Origin of the sequence: Croceicoccus hydrothermalis, from assembly GCF_022378335.1 — a bacterium.
In the GTDB taxonomy this organism is placed as follows: Bacteria; Pseudomonadota; Alphaproteobacteria; order Sphingomonadales; family Sphingomonadaceae; genus Croceicoccus; species Croceicoccus hydrothermalis.
On sequence record NZ_JAIQCI010000003.1, the window covers coordinates 95,069 to 119,910 of the forward strand.

At 64.8% G+C, this 24,842-nt stretch carries 33 protein-coding genes; 21 read left to right on the forward strand and 12 right to left on the reverse strand.

Annotated features, from left to right (window positions below):
- Positions 1-18: 18 nt before the first annotated feature.
- The 10 genes from obgE to pspF all read right to left on the reverse strand — a co-directional run bounded on the left by obgE (position 19) and on the right by pspF (position 10,621).
- The gene (obgE, locus tag K4G67_RS02520) at positions 19-1,113 is read right to left on the reverse strand and encodes a GTPase ObgE (RefSeq protein WP_239804833.1); all 1,095 of its coding nucleotides are present in this window, start codon (positions 1,111-1,113) and stop codon (positions 19-21) included.
- 51 nt (positions 1,114-1,164) lie between these two features.
- On the reverse strand, positions 1,165-1,776 hold the full coding sequence (locus K4G67_RS02525) for a thymidine kinase (protein ID WP_239804834.1): 612 nt from the start codon (positions 1,774-1,776) through the stop codon (positions 1,165-1,167).
- A 17-nt stretch (positions 1,777-1,793) separates the two neighbouring features.
- Positions 1,794-2,222, reverse strand: a complete 429-nt coding sequence (rbfA, locus tag K4G67_RS02530) for a 30S ribosome-binding factor RbfA (protein ID WP_420829978.1) — start codon at positions 2,220-2,222, stop codon at positions 1,794-1,796.
- 29 nt (positions 2,223-2,251) lie between these two features.
- Positions 2,252-2,791: a DUF1697 domain-containing protein gene (locus K4G67_RS02535; RefSeq protein ID WP_239804836.1), complete on the reverse strand. Its 540-nt coding sequence runs from the start codon at positions 2,789-2,791 to the stop codon at positions 2,252-2,254.
- Between the two features lie 12 nt (positions 2,792-2,803).
- On the reverse strand, positions 2,804-5,434 hold the full coding sequence (infB, locus tag K4G67_RS02540) for a translation initiation factor IF-2 (protein WP_239804837.1): 2,631 nt from the start codon (positions 5,432-5,434) through the stop codon (positions 2,804-2,806).
- Between the two features lie 112 nt (positions 5,435-5,546).
- Complete coding sequence (locus K4G67_RS02545) at positions 5,547-6,287, reverse strand: DUF448 domain-containing protein (RefSeq protein WP_239804838.1); 741 nt, start codon at positions 6,285-6,287, stop codon at positions 5,547-5,549.
- Entirely contained in the window at positions 6,268-7,929 is a 1,662-nt protein-coding gene (gene nusA / locus K4G67_RS02550) for a transcription termination factor NusA (protein ID WP_239804839.1), read from the reverse strand. Before nusA ends, K4G67_RS02545 begins: the two co-directional genes overlap by 20 nt.
- 2 nt (positions 7,930-7,931) lie before the next feature.
- Entirely contained in the window at positions 7,932-8,501 is a 570-nt protein-coding gene (gene rimP, locus K4G67_RS02555; RefSeq protein ID WP_239805082.1) for a ribosome maturation protein RimP, read from the reverse strand.
- 170 nt (positions 8,502-8,671) lie between these two features.
- Complete coding sequence (locus tag K4G67_RS02560; protein ID WP_239804840.1) at positions 8,672-9,541, reverse strand: hypothetical protein; 870 nt, start codon at positions 9,539-9,541, stop codon at positions 8,672-8,674.
- A gap of 36 nt (positions 9,542-9,577) precedes the next feature.
- The gene (gene pspF / locus K4G67_RS02565) at positions 9,578-10,621 is read right to left on the reverse strand and encodes a phage shock protein operon transcriptional activator (protein WP_239804841.1); all 1,044 of its coding nucleotides are present in this window, start codon (positions 10,619-10,621) and stop codon (positions 9,578-9,580) included.
- A 9-nt stretch (positions 10,622-10,630) separates the two neighbouring features.
- Here pspF and K4G67_RS02570 point away from each other — a divergent pair, with 9 nt between their 5' ends.
- The 10 genes from K4G67_RS02570 to K4G67_RS02615 are packed head-to-tail and all read left to right on the forward strand — an operon-like array spanning position 10,631 to position 14,227.
- Positions 10,631-10,786 (forward strand): hypothetical protein, encoded by a 156-nt coding sequence (locus K4G67_RS02570; protein WP_239804842.1) that lies wholly within the window; start codon positions 10,631-10,633, stop codon positions 10,784-10,786.
- Positions 10,779-10,934, forward strand: coding sequence for a hypothetical protein (locus K4G67_RS02575; protein ID WP_239804843.1), 156 nt, complete (start codon positions 10,779-10,781; stop codon positions 10,932-10,934). The genes K4G67_RS02570 and K4G67_RS02575 overlap by 8 nt, the downstream gene beginning before the upstream one ends.
- Positions 10,931-11,884 (forward strand): phage shock protein PspA, encoded by a 954-nt coding sequence (pspA, locus tag K4G67_RS02580; protein WP_239804844.1) that lies wholly within the window; start codon positions 10,931-10,933, stop codon positions 11,882-11,884. Before K4G67_RS02575 ends, pspA begins: the two co-directional genes overlap by 4 nt.
- A gap of 12 nt (positions 11,885-11,896) precedes the next feature.
- A complete protein-coding gene (gene pspB, locus K4G67_RS02585; protein WP_275588724.1) occupies positions 11,897-12,193 on the forward strand; it encodes an envelope stress response membrane protein PspB in 297 nt (98 codons plus the stop codon).
- Entirely contained in the window at positions 12,190-12,564 is a 375-nt protein-coding gene (pspC, locus tag K4G67_RS02590; protein WP_202083210.1) for an envelope stress response membrane protein PspC, read from the forward strand. Before pspB ends, pspC begins: the two co-directional genes overlap by 4 nt.
- 29 nt (positions 12,565-12,593) lie before the next feature.
- A complete protein-coding gene (locus K4G67_RS02595) occupies positions 12,594-12,890 on the forward strand; it encodes a hypothetical protein (RefSeq protein ID WP_239804846.1) in 297 nt (98 codons plus the stop codon).
- 3 nt (positions 12,891-12,893) lie between these two features.
- Positions 12,894-13,232: a hypothetical protein gene (locus K4G67_RS02600; protein WP_239804847.1), complete on the forward strand. Its 339-nt coding sequence runs from the start codon at positions 12,894-12,896 to the stop codon at positions 13,230-13,232.
- A complete protein-coding gene (locus K4G67_RS02605; protein ID WP_239804848.1) occupies positions 13,229-13,498 on the forward strand; it encodes a hypothetical protein in 270 nt (89 codons plus the stop codon). Before K4G67_RS02600 ends, K4G67_RS02605 begins: the two co-directional genes overlap by 4 nt.
- Before the next feature lie 29 nt (positions 13,499-13,527).
- Positions 13,528-13,755 (forward strand): hypothetical protein, encoded by a 228-nt coding sequence (locus K4G67_RS02610; protein ID WP_239804849.1) that lies wholly within the window; start codon positions 13,528-13,530, stop codon positions 13,753-13,755.
- A 58-nt stretch (positions 13,756-13,813) separates the two neighbouring features.
- The gene (locus K4G67_RS02615; protein ID WP_239804850.1) at positions 13,814-14,227 is read left to right on the forward strand and encodes a SufE family protein; all 414 of its coding nucleotides are present in this window, start codon (positions 13,814-13,816) and stop codon (positions 14,225-14,227) included.
- Position 14,228: 1 nt separating this feature from the next.
- Here K4G67_RS02615 and K4G67_RS02620 read toward each other — a convergent pair whose 3' ends face one another.
- Complete coding sequence (locus tag K4G67_RS02620; protein ID WP_338026381.1) at positions 14,229-14,834, reverse strand: sterol desaturase family protein; 606 nt, start codon at positions 14,832-14,834, stop codon at positions 14,229-14,231.
- A gap of 102 nt (positions 14,835-14,936) precedes the next feature.
- Between K4G67_RS02620 and leuC the strand changes: the two genes are divergently transcribed.
- From leuC to K4G67_RS02670, 10 genes are all read left to right on the forward strand, one after another.
- A complete protein-coding gene (leuC, locus tag K4G67_RS02625; protein WP_239804851.1) occupies positions 14,937-16,391 on the forward strand; it encodes a 3-isopropylmalate dehydratase large subunit in 1,455 nt (484 codons plus the stop codon).
- 17 nt (positions 16,392-16,408) lie between these two features.
- Positions 16,409-17,008 carry a DNA-deoxyinosine glycosylase gene (locus K4G67_RS02630; RefSeq protein WP_239804852.1) on the forward strand — a complete coding sequence of 200 codons (600 nt, stop codon included), beginning with the start codon at positions 16,409-16,411 and terminating at the stop codon, positions 17,006-17,008.
- The gene (locus K4G67_RS02635) at positions 17,005-17,169 is read left to right on the forward strand and encodes an LPXTG cell wall anchor domain-containing protein (RefSeq protein ID WP_239804853.1); all 165 of its coding nucleotides are present in this window, start codon (positions 17,005-17,007) and stop codon (positions 17,167-17,169) included. Before K4G67_RS02630 ends, K4G67_RS02635 begins: the two co-directional genes overlap by 4 nt.
- A 49-nt stretch (positions 17,170-17,218) precedes the next feature.
- Positions 17,219-17,815, forward strand: coding sequence for a 3-isopropylmalate dehydratase small subunit (leuD, locus tag K4G67_RS02640; protein ID WP_239804854.1), 597 nt, complete (start codon positions 17,219-17,221; stop codon positions 17,813-17,815).
- Between the two features lie 29 nt (positions 17,816-17,844).
- The gene (locus tag K4G67_RS02645) at positions 17,845-18,168 is read left to right on the forward strand and encodes a DUF1476 domain-containing protein (RefSeq protein ID WP_239804855.1); all 324 of its coding nucleotides are present in this window, start codon (positions 17,845-17,847) and stop codon (positions 18,166-18,168) included.
- 24 nt (positions 18,169-18,192) lie between these two features.
- Positions 18,193-18,426, forward strand: coding sequence for a BolA family protein (locus tag K4G67_RS02650; protein ID WP_202083197.1), 234 nt, complete (start codon positions 18,193-18,195; stop codon positions 18,424-18,426).
- A gap of 42 nt (positions 18,427-18,468) precedes the next feature.
- A complete protein-coding gene (gene grxD, locus K4G67_RS02655; protein WP_239804856.1) occupies positions 18,469-18,798 on the forward strand; it encodes a Grx4 family monothiol glutaredoxin in 330 nt (109 codons plus the stop codon).
- 67 nt (positions 18,799-18,865) lie between these two features.
- Positions 18,866-19,660 carry an NUDIX hydrolase gene (locus K4G67_RS02660; protein WP_239804857.1) on the forward strand — a complete coding sequence of 265 codons (795 nt, stop codon included), beginning with the start codon at positions 18,866-18,868 and terminating at the stop codon, positions 19,658-19,660.
- A 146-nt stretch (positions 19,661-19,806) separates the two neighbouring features.
- Positions 19,807-22,644, forward strand: a complete 2,838-nt coding sequence (locus K4G67_RS02665; RefSeq protein WP_239804858.1) for a TonB-dependent receptor — start codon at positions 19,807-19,809, stop codon at positions 22,642-22,644.
- Complete coding sequence (locus tag K4G67_RS02670; RefSeq protein ID WP_239804859.1) at positions 22,644-23,672, forward strand: phytase; 1,029 nt, start codon at positions 22,644-22,646, stop codon at positions 23,670-23,672. Before K4G67_RS02665 ends, K4G67_RS02670 begins: the two co-directional genes overlap by 1 nt.
- A gap of 80 nt (positions 23,673-23,752) precedes the next feature.
- Here K4G67_RS02670 and K4G67_RS02675 read toward each other — a convergent pair whose 3' ends face one another.
- Positions 23,753-23,902 carry a hypothetical protein gene (locus tag K4G67_RS02675; RefSeq protein WP_239804860.1) on the reverse strand — a complete coding sequence of 50 codons (150 nt, stop codon included), beginning with the start codon at positions 23,900-23,902 and terminating at the stop codon, positions 23,753-23,755.
- A gap of 265 nt (positions 23,903-24,167) precedes the next feature.
- Here K4G67_RS02675 and K4G67_RS02680 point away from each other — a divergent pair, with 265 nt between their 5' ends.
- Entirely contained in the window at positions 24,168-24,833 is a 666-nt protein-coding gene (locus K4G67_RS02680) for a spermidine synthase (protein WP_239804861.1), read from the forward strand.
- Positions 24,834-24,842 lie beyond the last annotated feature (9 nt).

The following is a 24,842-nucleotide window of genomic DNA, read 5'->3' on the forward strand; positions in this document are numbered from 1 at the left end:
GGGTGTGTTAACTTAAAGTCAATCGAGCGGCGACCAGTCACGGTCGGTCGCGCCCGGCGCGGTGGATGTATCTGCATCGTCCTCGATCGCGGCGCCGCCGGTCTCGGTCTGCGTCTCGATGGGAAGGTGGGTCAGGACGGCGTCGAGCAATTCGGGAATGCCCTCGCCCGTGGCGCCGGAAATCGCGAACACCTCGTCCGCGCCCGCCGCCATCAGCTCCTCGGCAAAACCGGCGACCAGCTCGCCATCGGCAAGGTCGATCTTGTTGAGCACGACGAGGCGCGGTTTGTCCGCCAGTCCTTCGCCATATTCCTCAAGCTCGTCCTGCACGATACGCAGTGCGTCGCCCGGCTCCTGCCCCTCGCCGAAACCGTTGATGTCGATGAGGTGGAGGAGCACGCGGCACCGCTCGATATGGCCGAGGAACCGGTCGCCGATCCCCGCCCCCTGCGCCGCACCGGCGATGAGGCCCGGAATATCGGCGAGCACGAATTCGCGCCCCTTGTGCCGCACCACGCCAAGCTGCGGGCGCAGCGTGGTAAAGGCATAGGCGCCGACCTTGGCCTTGGTATTGGATAGCTGGTTGATGAAGGTGGACTTGCCCGCGTTGGGAAGCCCGACAAGCCCTACATCGGCCAGCAGTTTGAGCCGCAGCCAGACCCACATTTCCTCACCGGGAAGGCCGGGCTGATGCTGCCGTGGCGCACGGTTGGTGCTGCTCTTGTAGCTTGCATTGCCGCGTCCCCCCATCCCGCCTTCGAGCAGGGTGACACGCTCGCCCACTTTGGTGAAATCGGCGATGACCTCCTCGCGGTCCTCCGACAGGATCTGCGTGCCGACGGGAACCTCGATCACGAGATCCTCGCCCGCGGCGCCGGTGCGGTCCTTGCCCATGCCGGGAATGCCGCGCTGCGCCTTGAAATGCTGGGTATAGCGAAAATCGATGAGGGTGTTCAGGCCCGCGACCGCGACGAACACGATGTCGCCGCCGCGCCCGCCATTGCCGCCGTCAGGCCCGCCATATTCGATATATTTTTCGCGCCGGAAGCTGACCGCTCCGGGTCCGCCGGCGCCGGAGCGCAGGTAGATCTTGGCCTGATCGAGAAAATGCATGAAACGGCATGTAGCGACCCCTTCGCCAAAGGGCCAGCGCAGATACGGCGATTATCGCATGTCTTCGGCGGTGGGCACCGCCGTGCCCCCGCGCAGGGCCGCGCTGAAATGCCGGCGGCACAGCGCGACATAGCGGTCGTTTCCGCCGATCTCGGTCTGCGCGCCGCTTTGCACCGCGCGCCCGCCCGCATCGACGCGCAGGTTCATCGATGCCTTGCGCCCGCAATGGCACACCGCCTTCAATTCGATCAGCGCATCCGCAATGCCGAGCAGCGCCGCGGATCCTGCAAACAATTCCCCCTGAAAATCGGTGCGCAGGCCGTAGCAAAGCACGGGAATATTCGCCGCATCCGCAACATCCGCCAATTGCCAGACCTGCGCCTTGGTCAGGAACTGCGCCTCGTCGATCAGCACGCAGGCGAGCGGGGTTCTTGCATGGCACTCACGTATATCGGCGCCAAGGTCGGTGTCGGCGCCAAAACGGTGGGCATCCGCCGCCAGCCCGATGCGACTGGCAATCGGCATGCCGGCGGCGCGGTCGTCCACCGCCGCGGTCCACAGCATCGTTGCCATGCCCCGCTCGCGATAGTTGAAATCGGCCTGCAGCAGCGTGGTCGATTTGCCGGCGTTCATGCTGGCGTAGTAGAAATAGAGCTTCGCCATCCGCGGCTTCGGGCGGTCTATTCGTCGCCGAGATCGCGGCGGACGCGCGGATCGTTGAGCAGGCGATCGATACGGCCCGCCTCGTCAAATGTCTCATCGCCGCGAAACTGCAGTTTCGGTGCGAATTTAAGGCCGAGCCGTTTGGCGACTTCCTTCTGGAAGAAGGCCGTGTTGACCTGCAAGGCCTTCACCACCGCGTCTTCCTCCGCGCCGAGCAGCGGTTTCACGTAGACTTTCGCCTGGCGGAGATCGGGCGACATGCGCACCTCGGTCACGCTGACCGACGTGGCCGAAAGCGTATCGTCATGCGCCTCGCCGCGGGCGAGCAATTCGGACAAGATGTGCCGGACCCGTTCGCCTACCTTGAGAACGCGGACCGATTGCTGTTCGCCGGATGATGAGTTGCGTGCCAATTGTTTGCGTCTTTCCCGGGCTCGCCCCGCCATGGTGGAAGGCGCGGCGCCCTTTTGTATTCCTAAGCGTCCATTTTGGCGAGAACCCGGCGCATGGAGCGCAGGTTCCGCGCCGTGCCGCCCATCCCCAGCCGCCGTTCGATGAACGGCCCGGTCAGACGTCTTTTCCCCACACCCTCGCACCAATCAATATGGACCGCGCGCGTGCCGGGGGCGATCCGTTCGGGCCCGCGCCCGTCATAGGCGGCGACGAGATCGGCAAAGGCCTCTGGCTCCGGTTGCCCGGCGAGGAACATGGTGTGCACCTTCGTCTCCTCGCCATCCGCGGCAAACGGGTTTTCGGCGATCGCGGCGGCAAGCTCGTCTCGCGAACGCACCGCCACCATCCCGTCAATGTCGAACCGGTCGAGCAGGATATAGCGGATCTTCTCCGCCAATCCGTCCGTGGGCCGATCGTCATGGTCGAGCAGCACATTGCCGCTCGCCACGACGGTCTCGACATTGTCGAACTCCTCACGCTCCAGTTCGTGCCGCAGCTCGGCCATGGAAAGCCGGTTGCCGCCGACATTCACACTGCCGAGAAATGCGACGTAGCGCGCCATGCCCCGCTCCTTTTACAGCGTGCGTTCGCGTTCCTCGACCTCGAACACCTCGAGCATGTCGCCCGCCTTGATGTCGTTCGTATCCTCGAGCACGACACCGCATTCGAGCCCGGCGCGCACTTCGGCAACGTCGTCCTTGAACCGGCGCAGCGATTGAATCGTCGTGGCCGAAACGATGACGTCGTCGCGGGTGAGACGCGCGAAAAGCCCCTTGCGAATGGTGCCTTCGGTGACGAGCAGACCCGCCGCCTTGTCCCGCTTGCCGGCGGGGAACACCTGCTTGACCTCGGCGCGGCCGACGACATTCTCGATCCGCTCGGGACCAAGCTCGCCCGCCATCTCCTTCGCGATCTCCTCGGTCAGGTGATAGATCACGTCGTAATATTTCAGCTCGACCTTGTTCTTCTCGATCTGCTGACGCGCCTTGGCGTTCGGGCGGACGTTGAAGCCGATGATCGGCGCGCTGCTGGACGAGGCCAGCGTCACGTCGCTCTCGGTAATGGCGCCGACACCCTGATGCAGGATGCGGACCTTGATGAGATCGTTGGACAGGCGGGTGAGCGCGGTTGCGATCGCCTCGACCGAACCCTGCACGTCCGCCTTGATGACGACCGGGAATTCCACGACATCGTTGTTGAGCGCAGAAAACATGTTGTCGAGCGTGGCAGGCGTCGCCGCGGTGCGCTTCTCGGCGGCCTTCTCGCGGCGATATTCCGAAACCTCGCGGGCGCGCTGCTCGTTTTCAACCACGGTCAGCGTATCGCCGGCTCGCGGCACACCGCTGAGGCCCAAAACCTCGACCGGCATGGATGGTCCGGCTTCCTTGACCTGGCGCCCCTTGTCGTCGTGCAGCGCGCGGACCTTGCCGCTCTCGCTGCCGACGACGAAGGTGTCGCCGCGCTTCAACGTGCCGCGGCTGACGAGGACGGTGGCCAGCGGCCCCTTGCCCTTGTCCAGCTTCGCCTCGACCACCGTGGCCTCCGCGTCGCGGTCGGGCCGCGCCTTGAGCTCAAGCAATTCGGCCTGCAGCGCGATCGCATCGAGCAACTTGTCGAGATTGGTGCCTTCCTTGGCCGACACCTCGACATCCTGCACATCACCGCTCATCGCCTCGACAATGATCTCGTGTTCGAGAAGGCGTTCGCGAATCTTCTGCGGATTGGCCTCGGGCTTGTCCATCTTGTTGATCGCCACGATCATCGGGACGCCGGCGGCCTTGGTATGATTGATCGCCTCGATCGTCTGCGGCATCAGCCCGTCATCGGCCGCCACCACCAGGATGACGATATCGGTGACATTCGCGCCGCGCATCCGCATTTCGGTGAACGCTTCGTGGCCCGGCGTGTCGAGGAAGGTCACGACATCGCCGCTCTTCGTCTTCACCTGATAGGCGCCGATATGCTGCGTGATGCCGCCCGCCTCGCCGCGGGTCACGTCGGTCCCGCGCAGCGCGTCGAGCAGGCTGGTCTTGCCGTGATCGACATGGCCCATGATGGTCACGACCGGCGCACGCGGCTTCAGCGTATCCTCGGGATCGACATCCTCGGCGGTGTCGATGTCCACGTCGCTTTCCGACACGCGGGTGATGTTGTGGCCGAATTCCTCGACCAGCAACTCGGCCGTGTCCTGATCGATCGTCTGATTGACGGTGACCATCATGCCCAGGTTGAAGAGCGCCTTTACAAGGTCCGCACCCTTTTCGGCCATGCGAACGCCGAGCTCCTGCACCGTGATCGCCTCGGGCACGACGACGTCGCGCACCTGCTTCTCACGCGGCTGCGACGGGCCGCGGCTCTGCGAACGGCGTTCCTTTTCGCGCGCACGTTTCAGCGCGGCGAGGCTGCGGGCGCGGGCGCCTTCGTCCTCGTTCAGCGCCTTGTTCACGGTCAGCTTGCCGCCCTTGCGGCGATCGCCGGTATTGGCACCACGCGTCTCGCGGGCAGGCGCGGGCTTCTTTTCTTCCTTCGGCTTCTTGATCTCGGGCCGCTTGACGGGCGTGAACTTGCGCGGGGCGGGCGCCTTGGTGGCGGTGTCGGCCTTGTCCCCTTCGGGCGCGGCGGTCGCTTCGGGCGCAGGCTCGCTCGCCGTTTCGGCGGCATCGCTCTTGACCGCTGCATCCTTGACGGGCGCGTCGTCCTTCGCCTCGGCCGGTTCCGGCGCGGCTTCTGGAGCGCTCGCCTCCTCGGCGGCCTTCTTCGCGGCCTCTTCCTCAGCCTTGCGGTTTTCCTCCGCCCGGCGCTTTTCTTCCTCGAGTGCCTTCTGCTTTTCCTGTTGCTCGCGGCGGTTCGCTTCCTCGAGCGAAGCGAGGCGTGCCTCTTCGGCTTCGCGCAGCAGGCGGGCCTGCATCTCCTGACGCGTCTCCCGGCTCACCGGCGGTTTCTTCGTGGCGGGTGCCGGGCGCGGCGCAGGGGCGGGCGCAGGTGTCGGCGCCTTTGCCTCCGGCGCCGCGTCGGGCGTCGGCGCGGCCTTCGGAGCCTCGGCGGGCGTTTCGCCGGGCTTCAGGATCTTGCGCTTGCGCTTCACCTCGACCGCGACCTTGTTGGTGCGGCCATGGCTGAAGGTCTGCTTCACCTCGCCCGATTCCACGGACCGCTTGAGGCCAAGCGGCTTGCGGGTGCGGGTGGTTTTTTCGTCTTCGCTCATCTGGTCAGTACGCCCTTGAATAATTCGTCTCGTCATCTCGCGCATGTTTTGAAAAGCGTGCGCACGCTCGTGTCTCGTATGTCCCGCCGCGTCGCGGGTGCGCGGCAGGCCGCTAGCTCGCCGCCTCCGCCGGTTCGGGTCCAGGTGGTGCGACCCCGTGATCGCGACCCAGGAAATGAAGCAGCCGCGCCAGTAGAGCGGACACCCGCCCCGCCGCGGCGCGATCGGTCAGCGCCAGATGAACGGCATTCTCGCGGCCCAATGCCACAGAGAGGGCCGCCCGGTCCAGTGGCAAGCGTATGCCGCGCATGCCGGACCCTTCCTCGTCCTGTCCCACGCGCCATGCCTGGTCGAGCTTGCGCGCACCGTCCTCGCCCGCATCGCTTGCATGGGCGAGCCAGTGCACGCGGCCACCGCGCGCTTTTTCCGCGATACGGTCCGAACCCGCAATCAGATTGCCGGTCCGCCATTCGAGGCCGAGCCGGTCGGTAAAGCTGCGCGTCAGGGCCGCCTCCGCCCGTTCGGGCAGATCGTCGGGCACGGTCAACGCCGCCCCCTTGAACCCACGGGCCAGCGCCCCCATCAAATGGCCCTTCGCCATCGCCTCTTCAAGAGCGGGGCGCGACACGCCGATCCATGCGCCGCGACCCGGCGCCTGCGCACGCGGATCGGGTACGACCGTCCCATCGGGCGCAATCGCAAGACGCAGCATGGTTTCGCGCGAGGCGACCCGCCCCGTCAGGATGCAGCGGCGTTCGGGCGCAGCCTCAGCCGGAGAGGGCTTGCCGCCCTTCCCCGCCTGTACGTCGAAGCTGTCGGAACCTAGCGGCGGCTCATTGGGAGGATTCCGCATCGGCGGCCTCCTCTGATGCGGCCGTGTCGGCGGCCTGTTCGGTGGAAGCGTCTTCCTCGTCGTCGAACCAGTGCGCGCGGGCGGCCATGATGATCTCGTTGCCCTGCTCTTCCGAAAGACCATAGGCGCCGAGCACGCCGCCCCTGTCCTCGCTGCGCTGCGAGGTGCGGCGTGGCGGGGGCGAGTTTTCGCGGCGGCGCGGTTCGGCACGCCGCTTCTGGATGAGTTCGTCCGTGGCGAGATCGGCCAGATCGTCCAGCGTCAGGATCCCGGCACGGCCGAGCACGACGAGCATTTCCTCGGTCAGATGCGGCAATTCGGCCAGATCGTCCTCGACGCCCAGCTCCCGGCGCTGCGTCCGGTAGACCTCTTCGCGCCGTTCGAGCGCCTCGACCGCGCGCGATTGCAATTCCTCGGCGAGTTCCTCGTCGAAACCCTCGATCGCGGCGATTTCGTCGCGCTCGACATAGGCGACTTCCTCAAGCTCGGTGAAGCCTTCGGCCACCAGAAGCTGCGAAAGCGTCTCATCGACGTCGAGCTCTTCCTCGAACACCTTGGAACGTTCGGCGAATTCCTTCTGCCGCTTCTCGCCCGATTCCTGTTCGGTCATGATGTCGATCTGGCTGTCGGTGAGCTGGCTGGCCAGCCGCACGTTCTGTCCGCGGCGACCGATGGCCAGCGAAAGCTGATCGTCGGGCACGACCACCTCGATGCGGCCCTCTTCCTCGTCGATGACGACGCGGCTCACGGTGGCGGGCTGCAACGCGTTGACGATGAAGGTCGCGGTGTCCTCGCTCCACGGGATGATGTCGATCTTTTCGCCTTGCAATTCCTGCACGACGGCCTGCACGCGGCTGCCCTTCATGCCGACGCAGGCGCCGACGGGGTCGATGCTGCTGTCGTGGCTGATCACGCCGATCTTGGCGCGGCTGCCGGGGTCGCGGGCGGCGGCCTTGATCTCGATGATGCCGTCGTAGATTTCGGGCACTTCCTGCGCGAACAGCTTGCGCATGAAATCGGGGTGTGCGCGCGACAGGAAGATCTGCGGCCCGCGATTGTTGCGCTCGACCTTGGAAATCAGCGCGCGGATACGCTCGCCGGTGCGGGCCATTTCGCGCGGGATCTGCTGATCGCGGCGGATGATGCCCTCGGCCCGGCCGAGGTTCACGATGACATGGCCGAACTCGACCGACTTGATGACGCCGGTGATGATCTCGCCGGCGCGGTCCTTGAACTCGTCATACTGGCGTTCGCGCTCGGCATCGCGGACCTTTTGAAAGATCACCTGCTTGGCCGATTGCGCGTCGATCCGGCCAAGGTCGACCGGCGGCAGCGGATCGACGATGAAATCGCCGACCTTCGCGCCATCCTGAAGCTTCTGCGCCTGCTCGACATTCACCTGCTTGAAATAATCCTCAACCTCCTCGACGACCTCGACCACGCGCCACAGGCGCAGGTCGCCGGTCTGCGGGTCGAGCTTTGCGCGGATGTCGTTCTCGGCGCCGTAACGGTTGCGCGCGCTTTTCTGGATCGCCTCTTCCATCGCCTCGATCACGATGGACTTGTCGATCATCTTCTCGTTCGCGACCGAGGTGGCGATGGCGAGAAGCTCTGCGCGATTGGCGGAAATTGCACTGGCCATGGTCAGTCTTCCTGTTCTTCGAATTCTTCGTCGTCGATTTCGTCGGCTCCGCTGGCGTCCAGCGGGCCGGTCGCGGCAATCAGCCGGTCGGTCAGGACCAGCTTCGCCGCGTGAATGTCCTTGAACGGCAGAACGGTCCGGCCGTTCTTGCGATCCTCGATCGTGACCATGCCGTCCTCGATCCCGGCGAGATCGCCGTGGAACGTGCGGCGATTGCCGCCCGGCGCGTCGGCCTTCTTGTCCAGCGTGATGCGCGCCTCATGCCCGGCCCAGTCGGCATAATCCTTCTCGCGCGTCAATGGCCGGTCGATGCCGGGGCTGCTCACCTCGAGCCGGTAGGCACCGTCGATCAGATCGTCGCCTGCTTCCTCGCGCGCGTCGATGGCGTCGGAAATACGGCGGGACAGCGCCATGCATTGTTCGATCACCAGCTGCCCGGTGGCGGGATCTTCGGCCATAACCTGCAAGGTGCGTTCATCGTCCGATCCGAACAGCTTCACGCGCACCAGTTCGAAGCCGCAGCCTTTCGCTTCGGCTTCGCATATTTCGGTCACGCGGGTCAGATCGGCCAAATGTCGCTCCTTCTCGTCGGCCAGGGGGCCGGAAAATCGCCAGAACCCGAACGCATGCCACGTAGCGGCCATCGCGCCGGAGCCTTTCGGCTTCGGCCCGGACGTTGCCATGACAATGTCGGGATGAATCGCGTTTACGCCGCCTGCCGGTAAAAGGCAAGGGGCGCGCATCATTCTTCGGCTGGGAGAAGATCGTCCATCATCGGCACCGGTGTCGTGACCTCTCCGCCGATCACGGGCCAGATCACGTCGCCCGTGACCACCCCCATGCTGAACGGCAGGCGCCGGCTGAGCAGCATCAGCACCGCGTTGGGATGATCGTCGAGCGTGTGAGCGAGGACGAACACCTGCTTGTCCAGTTCGGGATCGTCCACGTCCCATCGCGCGTCCCGGCAGCCGCCGGCCATCACGCGCCATCGCGCAACCGCGCCCGCCCCGTCGATGTCGAAGCGGTAATGTCCGCCTGTCGGCAGCACGCCCGCGTCCCGGCGCGCACTCATGACGTAGACCGGGACGGTGCCATCCGCCCCGGTCGACAGGATGATGGTGCGGGGCGGCCGTTCGGAACACAGCGGCAGCCCCCTGATTTCCCGCTCTTCAAGCGCAGCGGCGCGTGCAGAGGCCAACCGGCGCTCCACCGGGGAAAGCGTACGTTCCGCCGGATCCTCGACCATGCCGCCCGACAGCGCCCGCCCCGCCCCGACCCGGTATCGTGCGACCGCCCGGGTAACGACCGCCTGCGGAACCGGCGTGTCCGAAAGGACGACGGCGCGAAATGCATCCTCACCGTCCGGAACGACGATGACCGGGACATTTGCGTCAGGATCCGCGGACCGAAATGCATCCTCCGCCACCATTGCGGCCCGGTCGAAAGCATCCATCATCTCCGCACGCGATGCGGCGGACCGGGCATCGGCGACCCGCGCTTCCTCGCCGCGCGGGGCCATGGTGCGTTCCTGCGCCTTTGCCGGAGCGGCGTTTACGATATGCGGCAGCAACGCCGTTCCCATCGCGATCGCCATGAATGCCGAAATCTTCATCGTCCCCCTCCCGGTGCCGATCGTGCCGGGGCTGGTCTAGGACGCCTGCTGTGCCGGGGACAGCGAATGTTTCTTGAGACAATGGCGCAGCTGATCATAGGTCAGGCCGAGCGCGTCCGCCGCACGCCGCTGATTCCAGCGATTTCGCTCCAGCACCGCCTCCACGATGGCGCGTTCATGCGCATCGACCGCACCGCGCAAATCGTCCACCCCCGCAAAATCGAAGACCGGCGTTTCGGCCACCACCTTTGCCGGCACGGCGGCCTCTTTCGCATCATCACGCGCACCGCCCTCCCCCTTTGGCGCCCAGGGCGAATCGAAGGGGTCGAAGATCATCTCGCCCACCGCGTCGCGCCTGTCGTCCCAGTGATAGACCGCGCGTTCCACCACATTGCGCAATTCGCGCACATTGCCGGGCCATTCATACGCTTCCAGCGCGTCGAGCACCTCCTCGCGAAACCCGGGCCATCCGTCCCAGTGCAATTCGGCCGCCATGCGCCGCCCGAAAAAATCGGCAAGCACGACGATATCGCCTTCCCGCGCGCGAAGGGGGGGAAGCGTGATGACCTCGAAACTCAACCGGTCGAGCAGATCGGCACGAAACCGGTGCGCCTGTGCCATGGCGGGAAGGTTTTCGTTCGTGGCGGCGACGATGCGCACATCGACCCGGCGCGGGCGGGAGGACCCGATGCGCGTGACCTCGCCATATTCGACCGCGCGCAGCAAACGCTCCTGCGCCGCCATCGACAGCGTGCCCAGCTCGTCGAGGAACAGCGTGCCGCCGTGCGCTTCCTCGAACCGGCCCTCGCGCGCCTTGGTGGCGCCGGTGAACGCGCCCGCCTCGTGCCCGAACAATTCCGCCTCGATCAATGTTTCTGGCAACGCCGCGCAATTCATCACCACCAGCGGTTCACCCCACCTGTCGGACAGGCGGTGCAGGCGTTCGGCAATCAGCTCCTTGCCCGTGCCGCGTTCGCCCACGACCAGCACGGGGCGCGACAATGCGGCGGCGCGGCTGGCGCGTTCGACCGCATCGAGAATGGCCGAGGACTGGCCGACGAACTGGCTTTCGCGCTCCATTCCCAAACATTGGCATATTTCACCAAGTGTGGGCAATACGGACCATGGCGCCCGGCAGCGAAAAAATTGCAACCCCCTGTTTTATCGCCCGAAAATGAAACTGGCACGCTGGTTGCAATGATGGGGCCACACATCGAACACAGTGAGGAAATGAAAGATGATTGAACGTTTTCGCAGCACGCCGGTAGGATGGTCCGCCGCCGCCAGCCTGGTCGCGATGCTGGCGCTCAACGTCTTTGCGCTGAGCCAGCAGATGCAGGCCAGTTCGCAGGGGCTTCATTTCGTCGCCGCCACCGCCGGATATCTTGCATGACCGAACCTTTCGATCTCGAACCCGAAAAGGACGAGCGCCGCCGCGAGGCGGACAGGCTCCACGCCGAACGGGCACAGCAACGGCGCGCATCGCGCGACAATGCGGCGGCCTCGCGCTTTGAAAACGAGGTCGCCCGGCTGCGCCGCCCCCAGGGCGAACGGTCCGGCGAACCGGCGAACGGCAATGACCGTCAGCCGCGCGGTGCCGAGGGCCCGCGCCGCTTCAACGACCAGATTTCGCAATATGGAGCACCTTTGATGGGCATATTCAACCGGACCCGCGACATCATCGCCGCCAATTTCAGCGATCTGCTCGACAAGGCCGACGATCCCAACAAGATGATCCGCATGATCATCATGGAAATGGAGGAAACGCTGGTCGAGGTGCGCGCCAGCGCCGCCCGCACCATCGCCGATCAGAAGGAAATGCAGCGCCATTGCGGCCGGCTCGAACGGCTTCAGGACGACTGGAGCGAGAAGGCACAGCTCGCGCTGTCGAAGGACCGCGAGGATCTCGCCCGCGCCGCACTGACCGAGAAGAAGAAGGCCACCGACCTTGCCGGAAAACTGCGCGAGGAGATCGCCGTGCTCGACGACAGCCTGCGCGCCTGCGAGGAGGACATCCTGAAACTACAGGGCCGCCTGCGCGAGGCACGCAGCCGCCAGACGCAGATCGCCGCCCGCCTGGAAAGCGCGGAAAACCGGGTGAAGCTGCGCACGCTGCTCTCGACCGAAAGGGTGGACGAGGCGATGGCCCGCTTCGATCAGCTGGAGCGCCGCGTCGATTATGCCGAAGGGCGCGCCGATGCGCTGAAATACGACCGGGGCGGCAATCGCGAAACCAGCCTCGCCGAACAGATCGAGGCTTTGGGCGGCGACGACAATGTCGATGCCGAACTCGAGGAACTGAAGCGCGCCATGAAGGGCGGCAACGACAACAAGGGGGATTGATCCGTGGAAGACATGCTTGCCATATTGTTGATATTCCTCGGCCTGCCGTGGCTCCTGTTCCACTACATCACCAAGTGGAAGACCACGCCGAAACTGACCGACAATGACGAGGACATGCTGGAAGAACTGTATCAGCTTGCCCGCCGCCTGGATGATCGGATGGAGACGGTCGAACGGCTCGTCGCCAGCGAAAGCCCGGAATATCGCCGCGAACATTTCGATGCCCCGCGCCTCGATGCCGCGCGCAATGCCGACAATGCAAAGCTCGACGAGCTGGACCGGCTGATCAAGGAAAGGAATGCACGATGAACACGCCCCGCACCCGATTCTATCGCGACAAGGCCAATGGCAAGTTGATGGGCGTGTGTTCCGGCATGGGCAATTACGCCGGGATCGACGCCTTCTGGATCCGCCTCGGTTTCATCATCTTCACGCTTACCATGGGCTGGCCGCTGCTGCTCTATTTTGCCGCCGGGTTCATCGCGCCGAAAAAACCGGAGCAGCTCTATCACGACCGGCAGGAGGAGAAATTCTGGCAGGACGTGCGCAAATCGCCGTCCGCATCGGCCCGCCAGGTCAAGGGCAAGTTCCGCGACATCGACCGCCGCCTCGCCCGCGTCGAGGAACATTACGTGAGCTCTAACCGCGCACTGTCCGCCGAAATCGAGCGGCTGCGGTAAGGCACAGGGGGCAAGAAGGGGGAAACATCATGGATATCGTTGCAATTCTGGGCATCATGATACCGCTGGCGCCGTTTCTGGTCGCCGCGCTCGTGATCTGGACCCGTCACCAGGCGAAGATGGCGGAGATGCAGGTGGGCGCCACCGCCGAGAAGGCCGCGCAATATGCGCAGCATACCCAGGCGCTGGAGGAGCGGATCCGCGTCCTCGAACGGATCGTCACCGACAGCGGCTATCGCCTCTCCGACCAGATCGAGGCGCTCCGTCACGAGGACAGCGATGCGCGGCTCGATCCCAAGGTTACCAATCCCCGGCACGAGGTCTGAACGATGGAGGACATCATCACACCCGCCGTCGCCGGAATCGCCGCGGTATCCTTTGCCGCCGCGTGGGTCGTCAACACCTTCATCCGCGTGCGGCACGGCTACCCGCTCGAAAACAGCTGGGGCAAGTCGGTTTACCCGAAGCACGACGCGCAGGCGGAGGAACGGGTAAAGCTGGTGACGCAGGAAAACGCCGCCCTTCGCGCCGAGCTGGGTTCGGTGAAGGACCGGCTCGCCAATGTGGAACGGATCGTGACCGACACGGGATACGGGCTCAGTCACGAGATCGACGCCCTACGCTCCGTCGACAACGGGCGCGCCCCTGAACAGGAGAAGATGCAATGAGCTTCTGGGCCGCCATCGTGCTGATCGTCGCGATCGTATCCATTGCGCAGGTCATGCGCGCGAAACACAATGCGAGCGCAGGCTATGCCACCGATGAGGATGGCAATCCCGTCCGGCTGGATCGCGGGGACGAGGACCGGCTGCGTGCCGAGATCGCCGAGTTGAAGGAGCGCATCCACGTGCTCGAACGCATCGCCACCGACGATAGGCAGAGCGTCGGCCTTGCCGAAGAGATCGAGAAGCTGCGCGACCGGCTCGAGGTCTGACCCCCGGTCCATCAGGAGGAGCGATAGATATGGCATTCGAATATCTGCCAGTCGCCATTTGCGCGTTGATCGGGCTGTGCCTGACGCTTGGCGCACTTTTGAAAGGGTGGGAAGGCTGGCTCGACCTCAAGCGCCGGGAGATGGAGCGTGGCGAGACCGAACAGGACACCTCGCCCACCGGCGCGCGGATCGAACTTGCCGCGATGCGCGAACGCATTCGCCGGCTGGAGGCGATCGCGGCGGGCGTCGACCTTTGACCATGCGCGGCGGCAGGGCGATTGTAATGGGCGCCGCATCGCGCTAGCAGCCGGTGCCATGCGCACCATTGACGACATTCGCGAGGAATATGAATTCCTCGAAGGGGACGAACGCTATCGCCTGCTCATCGAGCTGGGCCGGGAGCTGGACCCGATGCCGCCCGCGCTCAAGACCGAAAGCACGCAGGTCAAGGGATGCTCGGCCGCGGTATGGGTCTACCCCACGCAGAGGGACGACGGGCGGCTCCATTTCCTCGCCGATTCCAACGCGGCCATCACCAAGGGTATCATCGCGCTGGTGCTCGCCGCGGTGCAGGACCGCCCGGCGGACGAGGTGCGCGATACCGATGTGGAAGGCGCGCTCGAACCCTTCGACCTTAAAAATCAGCTGTCGTCGAACCGGACGCAGGGCGTGCCGAACATGATCGCGCTCATCCGCGAAACCGCGACACGCATCGCGGCGCAGGATTGAATTAACGCGCGCTGCGGCGACGGCGTCTCGAACGCCGTTCGCGGGTCGGCGGCGGGCTGGTGACGAAGGCGCCGCTTTCGCTTGCCGATTGCGCACCCTGCGCGCGGCGAAGTTTCACCTCGCTGTCGCGCTTTTGCCGCATGAGATCCTGCTTCAGCCGGTTCGGATCGCGGGCGAACACGAAACCGAAGCTCACGCCGCCCTCCCTCGAATGGGTGGCATGGTGCAGATGATGGGCCTGCACCAGCCGCTTCATGTAACCGCGGCGCGGAACATAGCGGAACCAGCGTTGATGGACGAGCCCGTCATGGATCAGCGTATAGACGATCCCGTAAAGCAGCACGCCCATCCCCATATAGGTGCCGGCCTCCCAATAGAACGGCCCCGCCATCGCGCGATCGCCGATGATGAACAGACCGAGCGAGAGCGCCGCGCCGAACAGCGCGTAAAGATCGTTCTTCTCGAAAAATCCGTCATGCTTGCGATGATGGTCCCGGTGCCAGCCCCAGCCGAACCCGTGCATGATGTACCGGTGTGCGAACCACGCGACGAATTCCATCGCAATGGCGCTGGCCAGCACGATGAGGATTTTGTGAACCAAAGTCATATCGCGCCATATTATTACACACGCGGATGAACCGCCAGTGACTTTTGCAGGACTTACGCGACCTTGCATTTCGCGCAGCAACGCGCCAATGGCTGCAACATTATGGCAAGCAAACCCCGCACGATGTACGAAAAGATCTGGGACGCCCATGTCGTGGAACGCCGCGACGATGGCACCTGCCTGATCTATATCGACCGCCACCTCGTCCACGAGGTTACCAGCCCGCAGGCGTTCGAAGCGTTGCGCAGCACCGGGCGCAGCGTGCGCCGCCCCGATCTCACCCTCGCGGTGCCGGACCACAACCTGCCCACGACCGCGCGCCGGACCGCCGACGGCAGCCGCATCCCCATCGCCGACCCGGCGAGCGCGACGCAGCTTGCCGCGCTGGAGGCCAATGCCCCCGCGTTCGGCATACGCTATATTGGCGATGCGGACCGGGAACAGGGTATCGTCCATGTCGTCGGGCCGGAGCAGGGCTTCTCCCTTCCCGGCGCCACGATCGTGTGCGGCGATTCGCATACGGCGGCGCATGGCGGAATGGGCGCGCTCGCCTTCGGTATCGGGACGAGCGAGGTCGAGCACGTGCTCGCGACGCAGACATTGCTGCTCAAGCAATCGCGCACGATGGAGGTCGTGGTGGAGGGGCAGCTCGGCCCCGGCGTCACGGCGAAGGATGTCGTGCTGCACATCATCGGCACCATCGGAACCGCCGGCGGCACCGGCCATGTCATCGAGTTTCGCGGCAATGTGTTTCGGGATATGAGCGTCGAGGCGCGCCTTACCGTGTGCAACATGGCGATCGAGGGCGGTGCGCGTGCCGGGCTCATCGCGCCCGACGAGACCACGTTCCGCTATCTCAAGAACCGTCCGATGGCCCCTGCGGGCGAGGAATGGGACCGCGCGCTGGCATGGTGGAAGACGCTGCCGAGCGACGAAGGCGCGCGGTTCGACCGATCCGTCCATATCGACGCCGCGGACATTCCGCCCACGGTCACTTGGGGCACCAGCCCGGAGGATACCGTTCCCATCGACGGCACCGTGCCCGATCCGGACAGCTTTGCCGACGCATCGAAACGCGCCGCGGCGCAAGCCAGCCTCGATTACATGGGCCTGACGCCGGGCACCGCGATGACGGATGTGACGGTGCAGAACGTGTTCATCGGATCGTGCACCAACAGCCGGATCGAGGATCTGCGCGCCGCTGCCGCCGTGCTCAAGGGCAGGCGCAAGGCCGATAGCGTGACCTGGGCCATCGTCGTGCCCGGGTCCGGCCTTGTAAAGGAGCAGGCGGAGGCGGAAGGCCTCGACCGCATTTTCACCGAGGCCGGGCTGGAATGGCGGGAGCCGGGCTGTTCGGCCTGCCTCGGCATGAACCCGGACAAGGTGCCGGCGGGCGAACGCTGCGCCTCGACCTCCAACCGCAATTTCGTCGGGCGGCAGGGTCCGGGCGCGCGCACGCATCTGCTCTCCCCCGCGATGGCGGCGGCGGCGGCGGTGACCGGCCGGCTGACCGATGTGCGCGACCTGGCGCCGGTCGCAATATCCGAACCGGCCTGAGCGCATCGGCATTGCCGGTGGCGGCGGGGAAACGGGCGGACGGGCCGCGCAAATCGTCCTTTGCCGCGGTCACGACGCCGGAAACCCGCGTCCTCCTGCTCGGCAGCCTGCCGGGAGAGGCGTCGCTGCGTGCGCAGCGTTATTACGCGCATCCCCGCAATCAGTTCTGGCACCTCGTCGGTGGGGCGATCGGGGTCGATCTCGATGCTCTGTCCTATGATGCGCGGCTGGCGGTGCTGCGCATCGCGGGCATCGGGTTGTGGGACGTCGCCCGGACCGCGCGCCGTTCGGGCAGCCTCGACAGCGCAATGCGCGATGTGGAGGGCAATCCGCTTGCCGCGCTTGCCGCCACGCTTCCCGCGCTGCGGCTCATCGGGTTCAACGGCGGGACCGCGGCGCGGATCGGACGGCGGATGCTGCGCGGGGATGCCCCTGCCCTCCTCACCCTCCCGTCGAGCAGCCCTGCCTATTGCCGGGTGACGCGGGACGACAAGGCGCGCGAATGGAATGCGATTCGCGATTATCTGCATCCGGAATGCTTGCATTCGGCGCGCATTGCCGCAGATAGGACCGCACACGGGCACGCCACACCGGATATGGGAAAGGATGAGGAATGAGCGACGACAACAGCCTGACGGGCAAAGCGGCGATGGCGGGCGCCGCGATCGGATCGGCCGCATTGGCCGCCGCGCTGCTCTATGCCTCGCGGCGCCGCGAACGGGCGCAGGCGCGAAACGCGAAACCCTCACCGGGTGCCAACCCGCCGGAAACCGATTGATGCCGATTTCGGTTGAGGCGCAGGGCGCGCCTCGGGTAGGCTGAGGCTCATGGAACCGATCAACGAAATCGCCGGCCGCGCCATCCCCTATGGCGCGAAGAACGTCGACACCGACGTCATCATCCCCGCGCACTGGCTGAAAACCGTTTCGCGCGAAGGGTTGGGCAAGGGGGCGTTCGAAACCGTGCGGGCACGGCCGGGCAATGTGTTCGACGATCCGCGCTACGCAGGCGCGCCGATTCTCATCGCGGGCGACAATTTCGGATGCGGATCGAGCCGGGAACACGCGGCCTGGGCGCTGCTCGACATGGGCGTCCGCGTGGTGATCGCGCCGAGCTTCTCCGACATATTTTCGGGCAATGCGTTCAAGAACGGGATCCTCGCCGTCGAATTGCCGCAGGAACAGGTCGACCGTCTGCTCGCCGTGGCGGAGGAAAGCGAATTGTTCGTCGACCTCGAAAATCAGACCGTCGGCACCGAGATGCAGGACCGCTTCCATTTCGATGTCGACCCGTTTCGCAAGAATTGCCTGCTCCACGGGCTCGACGAAATCGGGCTGACGATGGAACGCGGCGATGCGATCTCGGCCTATGAAACCCGCGCTGCATCGCAGCTTTCCTTTCTTTCCGGACCGCGCGCGGCCTGACCGCCGCCTTTATCCAAAAGGTGCCTCACATGACCGATTTCAATGACCGCCGCCGGGCCGAGGAAGCCAAGAGCGCGCAGGACGAGATGAACATGTTCCGCGTCACCGCGCGGCGCAATCGCCTGCTCGGCATATGGGCGGCGGAGAAGATGGAATTGTCGGACGCCGAAACCGAATCCTACGCCAAGGCGGTCGTGCAGGCCGATTTCGAGGAAGCGGGCGACGAGGACGTGATCCGCAAGGTGTTCGGCGACCTGGTATCGGCCGGTTGCGACATTGACGAGGCGGCGGTGCGCGTCGCGCTCGAGAAAAAAGCGGTCGAGGCGCGCCGCCAGCTTATCGGCGAAGCGTAAACCCATTCACGAAGGACGAAGCTTATGCCGATGCAGGCCGACGAAATCGAAACCATGATCCGCGAGGCGATTCCCGATGCGGAGGTCACCATTCGCGATCTCGCCGGCGACGGCGACCATTATGCCGCCCACGTCGTCAGCCCCAGCTTTGCCGGCAAGAGCCGGGTGCAGCAGCACAAGGCGGTGTATTCCGCGCTCGATGGAAAGATGGGCGGCGTGCTCCACGCCTTGCAACTGACGACCGCGGTTCCCAATTGAGTTCCGGCAACGGATTCATAGCAATAACGGAACGCATCGATAATGTCTGACACGAACACCCGCATCGAAGAAATCGTCAAGGGGGATGACGTCGTCCTGTTCATGAAGGGCACGCCCCTGTTTCCGCAATGCGGTTTTTCCAGCCGGGCGGTCGCCATTCTCGACCATCTCGGCGTGAAATACGGCAGCGTCGACGTGTTGCAGGACATGGAAATCCGGCAGGGGATCAAATCCTACTCCGACTGGCCGACGATCCCGCAGCTTTACGTAAAAGGCGAATTCGTCGGCGGCAGCGACATCATGATGGAAATGTTCGAGGCCGGCGAACTTGGCACGCTGATGGCCGAAAAGCAGGTCGCGAAGGCGGATTGATGCAGGCCGCGGCGATCGTCGCACCTGCGAGATCGCCGCGTCCGCGCACCGGGGTTTTTCGCAGACGATGAGCGGTTCGCCTCGCGAATGGACGGCAGCTCTTCCCGACGAACCGGCGCCCGAGGCTGCGATACCGGCCGCCACGCTCATGGTGTTTCGGCGGCAGGGTGATGCCTTTGAAATATTGATGGTGAAGCGGGCGCGCAAATTGCGCTTTGCCGGCGGAGCCATGGTGTTTCCGGGCGGGCGGATCGACCCCGGCGACGCCGCGCTGGCGCAGGACATGCTGCCCGGCATGCCCGCGGGCTGGGCCGCGGCGCAGGTCGCCGCGATCCGCGAGACGCTGGAGGAAACGGGCCTGCTCGTCGGGCTGGCGCAGCCGGTGACGCGGGCCGATGCGATACGCGCGCGGGCGCGTCTCTTTGAAACCGGGGACTTTGGCGCTTTGCTGCGCGGCGAAGGCTGGATCCTCGATCGCGATGCGCTCACCCCGTTCGCGCGCTGGTGCCCGCCCGATGGAACCAGCCGCATGTTCGACACCCGCTTCTTCCTCGCCGACATCGGCACCGGCGCAGTCGCGGTGAGCGCCGACGGCACCGAGAGCGACAGCCTGCTTTGGGCCACGGCGGATACACTCCTTGCGCAACATGAACGCGGCGACATCGCGCTGGTGCATCCCACGATCCGCAATCTGGAACGGATCGCACCCTTTGCCGATTATGCCGCGATTGCCACGCATGCGCGCACGATTCCGCCGCGCATCGTTCGCCCGGTGATCAGCGAAACGGACGGTGTACGATACATCGCCGTGCCACCCGGCCTTGGCTATTCCGCAGAACGCTTGCGGTTTCGCGCGATCTGAGCGCCCGCCTCTACCGCATTGCGCCCCCGTGTTGCAGAACGATGACCATGCGGCGGCATGTTTCACCGTTTCATCACGGCATCGACGCATTGCTGTATTAATGCATGCCTAAGGGCGTCCCCAACGCAATCGAGGGGGACCCGTTCATGTCATCATCCATCCGCAAAACACTCGCAATCGGCACCGCCGCCGCCGCGATCCTGGTCGCGCCCGCCGCATGGGCCGGCACGATCGAGGGCAGCGTCGTCGACGATACTGGCACGCGCGCGCTGCAATCGGCGCAGGTGCGTATCCTCGAACTCGACCGGGTCGCATCGACGATGCGCGACGGGGCGTTTCGCTTTGTCGACGTGCCGGGCGGCACCTATACGGTAGAGGTGCGCTATGTCGGCGCGGAGCCGGAAACGCAGAGTGTTACCGTGCCCGAAACCGGCACCGTCCGCCCGATCTTCACCCTCGGCGGGTCGGAGCAGAACATCCTCGTCATCGGACAGCTCGCCAATCAGGCCAGCGCCCTTTCGCGCAAGCGTGAAGGCGACGGGGTAAGCTCGGTCCTCACCCGCGATGCCATCGGGCAATTCCCGGATCAGAACGTCGCCGAATCGCTGCGCCGCCTGCCCGGTCTCAACATCCTCAACGATCAGGGCGAAGGCCGCTTCGTCTCCGTGCGCGGGCTCAGCCCCAATCTCAACAGCAGCTCGATCAATGGCGCGCGCATTCCTGCGCCCGAAAGCGATACGCGCTCTGTCGCGCTGGACGTAATTTCGAGCGATCAGATCGAATCGATCGAGGTGAAGAAATCGCTGACCCCGGACATGGACGCGGACACCATCGGCGCCAGCATCGAGATCAACACGGTCAGCGCGTTCGACCGCAAGCGCGACCTTTACACCGCGCGGGTCGAGGGTAGCTACAACCGGCTTGCCGATACGCTGACGCCGAAACTGGGCTTCGACTTTTCGACGAAGCTGTCGGACGACTTCGGCATCGCGGGCGGCGTGTCCTACTACAAGCGCAAGTTCGAGACCGACAATGTTGAGGCCGAGGACTGGAAACTGGACGATGACGGCAATGCCCTGTTCGAGGAAATCCAGTACCGCGATTACGACGTGGAGCGCGAACGGCTGAGTGCGTCGCTGTCCTTCGACTGGCGCGCAAGCGATACGACCGAGCTTTACCTGCGCGGCCTGTATAGCCAGTTCGACGACCATGAATTCCGCCGCCGGCTGACCTTCGACCTCGGCGATTTCGACACGGTGTCGTTCGGCGGCGGCAATGCGCTGGGCTTCACCGCGAGCGACGATGCCGAAATTCAGGTCGAGCGCGACATCAAGGATCGTGCCGAAAGCCAGAAGATCCGCTCGCTCGTGCTGGGCGGCGAAACCAATGCGGGCGACTGGCGCTTCGAATATGCGGGCAGCTACGCCCGCTCGACCGAGCGTGAGAACGACAGCATCGACCCCACCACCTTCGACCGCGATTTTGCGACCGAAGGCGACGGCGACAATTTTGGCCTCGTCTTCGACCTCACCAATCCGCGCATCCCGACCTTCACCGTCGATTCCCGTGCGGATCTGTTCGTGGACCCTGCGCAATACGCGCTCAACGATGTGGAGGTCACGCGCCTGTCCGCATCGCAGGACGAGGAGTTCGCCGTGTGGGCCGACATCGGCCGCACCTTCGCGCTGGCCAGTGGCGATTTCACGGTGCAGGCGGGCGCGAAGGCACGCTGGCGCGAGAAGAGCTACGATTTCAACGTGCAGTTCTACGAGGATGCGACCGGCGAATACACGCTGGCCGATGTTCTGGGGCGCAGCACCTATCGCCTGCAAGGCATCGACCCGGTTGCCGATTTCACCGCGCCAACCCGCTATTTCTTCGACAATTTCGGCGACTTCGAATTGCAGGAGATCGACAGCACCTTCGATTCCGCGGTCGAGGATTACGTCAACAAGGAGGATATCTACGCCGGATACGCGCTCGGCCGCTGGGACAGCGAGACATGGCGCATCATCGCCGGCGTGCGCATGGAACACACGCGTAACGACATCTCCGCCAATCTGACAGAGCTGATCGAGGAAGGCGCCGAATATGATGGCGAGGTGCTCGAAGACGACATCGTGGTCATCACCCCCAACCGGTTCGAGCGCGATTACACCGACTGGTTACCGAGCGTGAACATGCGGTATGAACCGGTGCGCAATCTGGTGTTTCGCGCGGCGGGTTACAAAAGCCTGGTCCGGCCCAATCTCGCCGATCTCGCCCCGCGCTTCATCGTGGAGGAGAACGACGACAACGAACGCGAGGGCGAATTCGGCAATCCCGGACTGCGCCCGTACAAGGCGTGGAACCTCGACGCGGCGGCGGAATATTATTTCACCGGCAATGGCGCGATCACGGCCAATGTGTTCTACAAGGACGTGAAGAACTTCATCGTCGACCGACAGCTCAACGAGGAAGACAGCCCCTATTCCGGTATCGATTTCACCGAGGCGGTCGTTCCCGTCAATGGCCGGTCGGCGACTGTGTTCGGGGCCGAGTTCGGCTTTGCCAGCGCGCTTGCCTTCCTGCCCGCCCCGCTCGACGGATTGCTGGTGCAGGCGAACTACACCTATACCGATGCCGAAGGGACGCTGGACGACGGGCGCGAGATACCGCTTCCCGCCGCGTCGAAACACACGTTCAACGCCGTGCTCGGCTATGAAAAGGGGCCGCTCAGCCTGCGGGTTACCGGCACGTTCCGCGACAAATATCTCGACGAGCTCGGCAGCGAGGCGGAGGAGGACCGCTATGTCGACGATCTGTTCCAGATCGACGCGAGCGCGCGCTACCGCCTCACCCGGCAGTTGCAGCTGTACTGGGAATGGGTGAACGCGAACGATGCCGATTTCTTCGCCTATCAAAATTTGGGCGGTGCACGCCGCCTGCTGCAATATGAGGAGTATGACTGGACCATGAAATTCGGTGCGAGGTTCACTTTCTGATGCGCTATCCATTCATCCTGACCGCCGCGGCGCTGATGTCCGGCTGCGCGAGCGTTCCCGCCATGTCGCCATGGCCGACGCAACAGATCACCGCCGATGTTGAAACGCAGTCCGTCGGCACGACGGGCGAGGATGCCGCCGACGATCCGGCGATCTGGCGCAATGCCGCCGACCCCGCCCGCAGCCTGATCGTGGCGACGGACAAGAAAGCGGGGCTGTATGTCTACGGCCTCGATGGGGCGGTCAAAAGCTTCGCGGCCAAGGCGGGCGTGAACAATGTCGACATCGTCGAGGTCGGGGGCGCCGTGCTCGTCGGGGCGAGCGACCGCGAAGATCCGTTGCAACCGCATATCGCGCTCTACACGCTCGACAAAGATACGGGCACGCTGACGCCGGTGGCGCGCATGCCGGTGGGCGTGGGCGAAGGGTATGGTTTCTGCATGGGGCCGGGCCGGGCCGCCGGCGAACTGGCGCGCGCCTATCTCAATACCAAGGACGGGTTGATCGTGGAGGCGGCGCTTACCGGCACTCCAAATGCGCCGACGCTCGGATCTATGCGCGAGATGCGCGTGCCGAGCCAGCCCGAAGGCTGCGTCGTCGATCCACGCACCGGCATGCTCTATGTCGGGGAAGAGGACGCAGGCATCTGGCGCTTCGACCTTTCGCAGGGCGCGCCATCGGGCACGCTGGTCGCCGAGGCCGACGGCATGGCCATGGTCCCCGATGTCGAAGGGCTGACCATCGCGGCGGAGGGAGCCGATGCAGGTTTCCTCATCGCGTCGAGCCAGGGCGACAATGCCTATGCGCTGTTCCGCCTGCCCGACATGGCCTATCTCACGCGGTTTCGCGTGGTGGACGGCAACGGGATCGACGGGACGAGCGAGACCGACGGCATCGCCTTCCACACGGGCAGCTTCGGGCCTGCGTTCACGGACGGTCTGTTCGTGGTGCAGGACGGCGACAATGGCGCCGGGACGCAGAATTTCAAGCTGATCGACGGGGCAAAGCTGCGCGCGCTCGTGCCGTAACCCCCTTTCGCCGTGTCATGAAAAACGGCCGGTTCCCCATTGGGGCGCCGGCCGTTTTCTTTGGTGAAAGCGTTGTCCGATCAATAGGTGCGGAACAGACGCTCCCAAAATCCTGGCTCTTCCATCGGCTGAATTGCGCCGAATTTCGCAAAACGAAGCGACGGGTCGGTGAACGGGCGCGGCTGTGTCCATTTGTCCGGAGCACTGCTACGAAAACTGGGTTTGAACATGGCACGGTTCCTTGTTTTTCATTCGCTATTTGCCAGGACAATCCGCCAGTATGCATCGCGGTTCCCGCACGTTGGCCGCGACCGGTTCGACGGTTGGTCGCTCGATATGCTCAATTCGCCGCAAATCCGTCGTTTTTCACGATTCCGAAGAGGTTATAAATTTGCAAAAATAAATTTGCCGCATGTCGGCTTTCGGGTGCATGGCGCGGCAAATCCGGCGCGCGCGGGCGTGGCCTCGGAACAGACACGCAACAGGAGCCATGACATGAAACCGCTCGAACCGCTGGGCCGTGCGCAAGTGCCGGGGGGCGAGGAATTGCGCCTCTATCGTCGCGGCGACGATTTCATGATGCAGCTCGACCGGAACGAGCTCATGAACAGCAGGATGAGCGGTTCGGAAGAGGCGCTCGCGGTGATGAGCATTGCGCGTATCGCCAATCGGGTGAACCCGCATCTCCTCATCGGCGGCTATGGCATGGGCTTCACCCTTCGCGCGGCATTGGCGGCGCTGAACGAAAAGGCACAGATTACGGTGGCCGAGCTTGTCCCCGAAATCATCGCATGGGCGCGCGGGCCGATGGCGGCGCTCACCGCGGGCGGGCTGGACGATCCCCGCGTGACCGTGGTGCAGGATGACGTGGGGGCGGTGATCGCGCGGGGGCGTGCGACCTATGATGCGATCCTCCTCGATGTCGACAACGGGCCGGACGGGCTGGTGCGCGAGGGGAACGACCGGCTTTATACGCGCGCCGGGTTGCAGGCGGCCCGCGCCGCGCTTCGCCCCGGCGGCGTGCTCGCCATATGGTCGGCGGCGCCGGACGCGGGTTTCGTCCGGCGGTTGCGGGCCACCAGCTTCGCGGTCGAGGAAACGATCGTGCGCGCGCGCAGCAACGGCAAGGGGCCGCGCCATGTCATCTGGTTCGCGCAATAGGCCCGCTTC

Excerpts from the sequence above, each read along its gene's own strand:
- obgE (WP_239804833.1), bottom strand. The coding sequence starts at position 1,113 with ATGCATTTTCTCGATCAGGCCAAGATCTACCTGCGCTCCGGCGCCGGC.
- K4G67_RS02525 (WP_239804834.1), bottom strand. The coding sequence starts at position 1,776 with ATGGCGAAGCTCTATTTCTACTACGCCAGCATGAACGCCGGCAAATCG.
- rbfA (WP_420829978.1), bottom strand. The coding sequence starts at position 2,222 with ATGGCGGGGCGAGCCCGGGAAAGACGCAAACAATTGGCACGCAACTCA.
- K4G67_RS02535 (WP_239804836.1), bottom strand. The coding sequence starts at position 2,791 with ATGGCGCGCTACGTCGCATTTCTCGGCAGTGTGAATGTCGGCGGCAAC.
- infB (WP_239804837.1), bottom strand. The coding sequence starts at position 5,434 with ATGAGCGAAGACGAAAAAACCACCCGCACCCGCAAGCCGCTTGGCCTC.
- K4G67_RS02545 (WP_239804838.1), bottom strand. The coding sequence starts at position 6,287 with ATGCGGAATCCTCCCAATGAGCCGCCGCTAGGTTCCGACAGCTTCGAC.
- nusA (WP_239804839.1), bottom strand. The coding sequence starts at position 7,929 with ATGGCCAGTGCAATTTCCGCCAATCGCGCAGAGCTTCTCGCCATCGCC.
- K4G67_RS02560 (WP_239804840.1), bottom strand. The coding sequence starts at position 9,541 with ATGAAGATTTCGGCATTCATGGCGATCGCGATGGGAACGGCGTTGCTG.
- pspF (WP_239804841.1), bottom strand. The coding sequence starts at position 10,621 with ATGGAGCGCGAAAGCCAGTTCGTCGGCCAGTCCTCGGCCATTCTCGAT.
- K4G67_RS02575 (WP_239804843.1), top strand. The coding sequence starts at position 10,779 with ATGATTGAACGTTTTCGCAGCACGCCGGTAGGATGGTCCGCCGCCGCC.
- pspA (WP_239804844.1), top strand. The coding sequence starts at position 10,931 with ATGACCGAACCTTTCGATCTCGAACCCGAAAAGGACGAGCGCCGCCGC.
- pspB (WP_275588724.1), top strand. The coding sequence starts at position 11,897 with ATGCTTGCCATATTGTTGATATTCCTCGGCCTGCCGTGGCTCCTGTTC.
- pspC (WP_202083210.1), top strand. The coding sequence starts at position 12,190 with ATGAACACGCCCCGCACCCGATTCTATCGCGACAAGGCCAATGGCAAG.
- K4G67_RS02595 (WP_239804846.1), top strand. The coding sequence starts at position 12,594 with ATGGATATCGTTGCAATTCTGGGCATCATGATACCGCTGGCGCCGTTT.
- K4G67_RS02600 (WP_239804847.1), top strand. The coding sequence starts at position 12,894 with ATGGAGGACATCATCACACCCGCCGTCGCCGGAATCGCCGCGGTATCC.
- K4G67_RS02605 (WP_239804848.1), top strand. The coding sequence starts at position 13,229 with ATGAGCTTCTGGGCCGCCATCGTGCTGATCGTCGCGATCGTATCCATT.
- K4G67_RS02610 (WP_239804849.1), top strand. The coding sequence starts at position 13,528 with ATGGCATTCGAATATCTGCCAGTCGCCATTTGCGCGTTGATCGGGCTG.
- K4G67_RS02615 (WP_239804850.1), top strand. The coding sequence starts at position 13,814 with ATGCGCACCATTGACGACATTCGCGAGGAATATGAATTCCTCGAAGGG.
- K4G67_RS02620 (WP_338026381.1), bottom strand. The coding sequence starts at position 14,834 with ATGACTTTGGTTCACAAAATCCTCATCGTGCTGGCCAGCGCCATTGCG.
- leuC (WP_239804851.1), top strand. The coding sequence starts at position 14,937 with ATGGCAAGCAAACCCCGCACGATGTACGAAAAGATCTGGGACGCCCAT.
- K4G67_RS02635 (WP_239804853.1), top strand. The coding sequence starts at position 17,005 with ATGAGCGACGACAACAGCCTGACGGGCAAAGCGGCGATGGCGGGCGCC.
- leuD (WP_239804854.1), top strand. The coding sequence starts at position 17,219 with ATGGAACCGATCAACGAAATCGCCGGCCGCGCCATCCCCTATGGCGCG.
- K4G67_RS02645 (WP_239804855.1), top strand. The coding sequence starts at position 17,845 with ATGACCGATTTCAATGACCGCCGCCGGGCCGAGGAAGCCAAGAGCGCG.
- K4G67_RS02650 (WP_202083197.1), top strand. The coding sequence starts at position 18,193 with ATGCCGATGCAGGCCGACGAAATCGAAACCATGATCCGCGAGGCGATT.
- grxD (WP_239804856.1), top strand. The coding sequence starts at position 18,469 with ATGTCTGACACGAACACCCGCATCGAAGAAATCGTCAAGGGGGATGAC.
- K4G67_RS02660 (WP_239804857.1), top strand. The coding sequence starts at position 18,866 with ATGAGCGGTTCGCCTCGCGAATGGACGGCAGCTCTTCCCGACGAACCG.
- K4G67_RS02665 (WP_239804858.1), top strand. The coding sequence starts at position 19,807 with ATGTCATCATCCATCCGCAAAACACTCGCAATCGGCACCGCCGCCGCC.
- K4G67_RS02670 (WP_239804859.1), top strand. The coding sequence starts at position 22,644 with ATGCGCTATCCATTCATCCTGACCGCCGCGGCGCTGATGTCCGGCTGC.
- K4G67_RS02675 (WP_239804860.1), bottom strand. The coding sequence starts at position 23,902 with ATGTTCAAACCCAGTTTTCGTAGCAGTGCTCCGGACAAATGGACACAG.
- K4G67_RS02680 (WP_239804861.1), top strand. The coding sequence starts at position 24,168 with ATGAAACCGCTCGAACCGCTGGGCCGTGCGCAAGTGCCGGGGGGCGAG.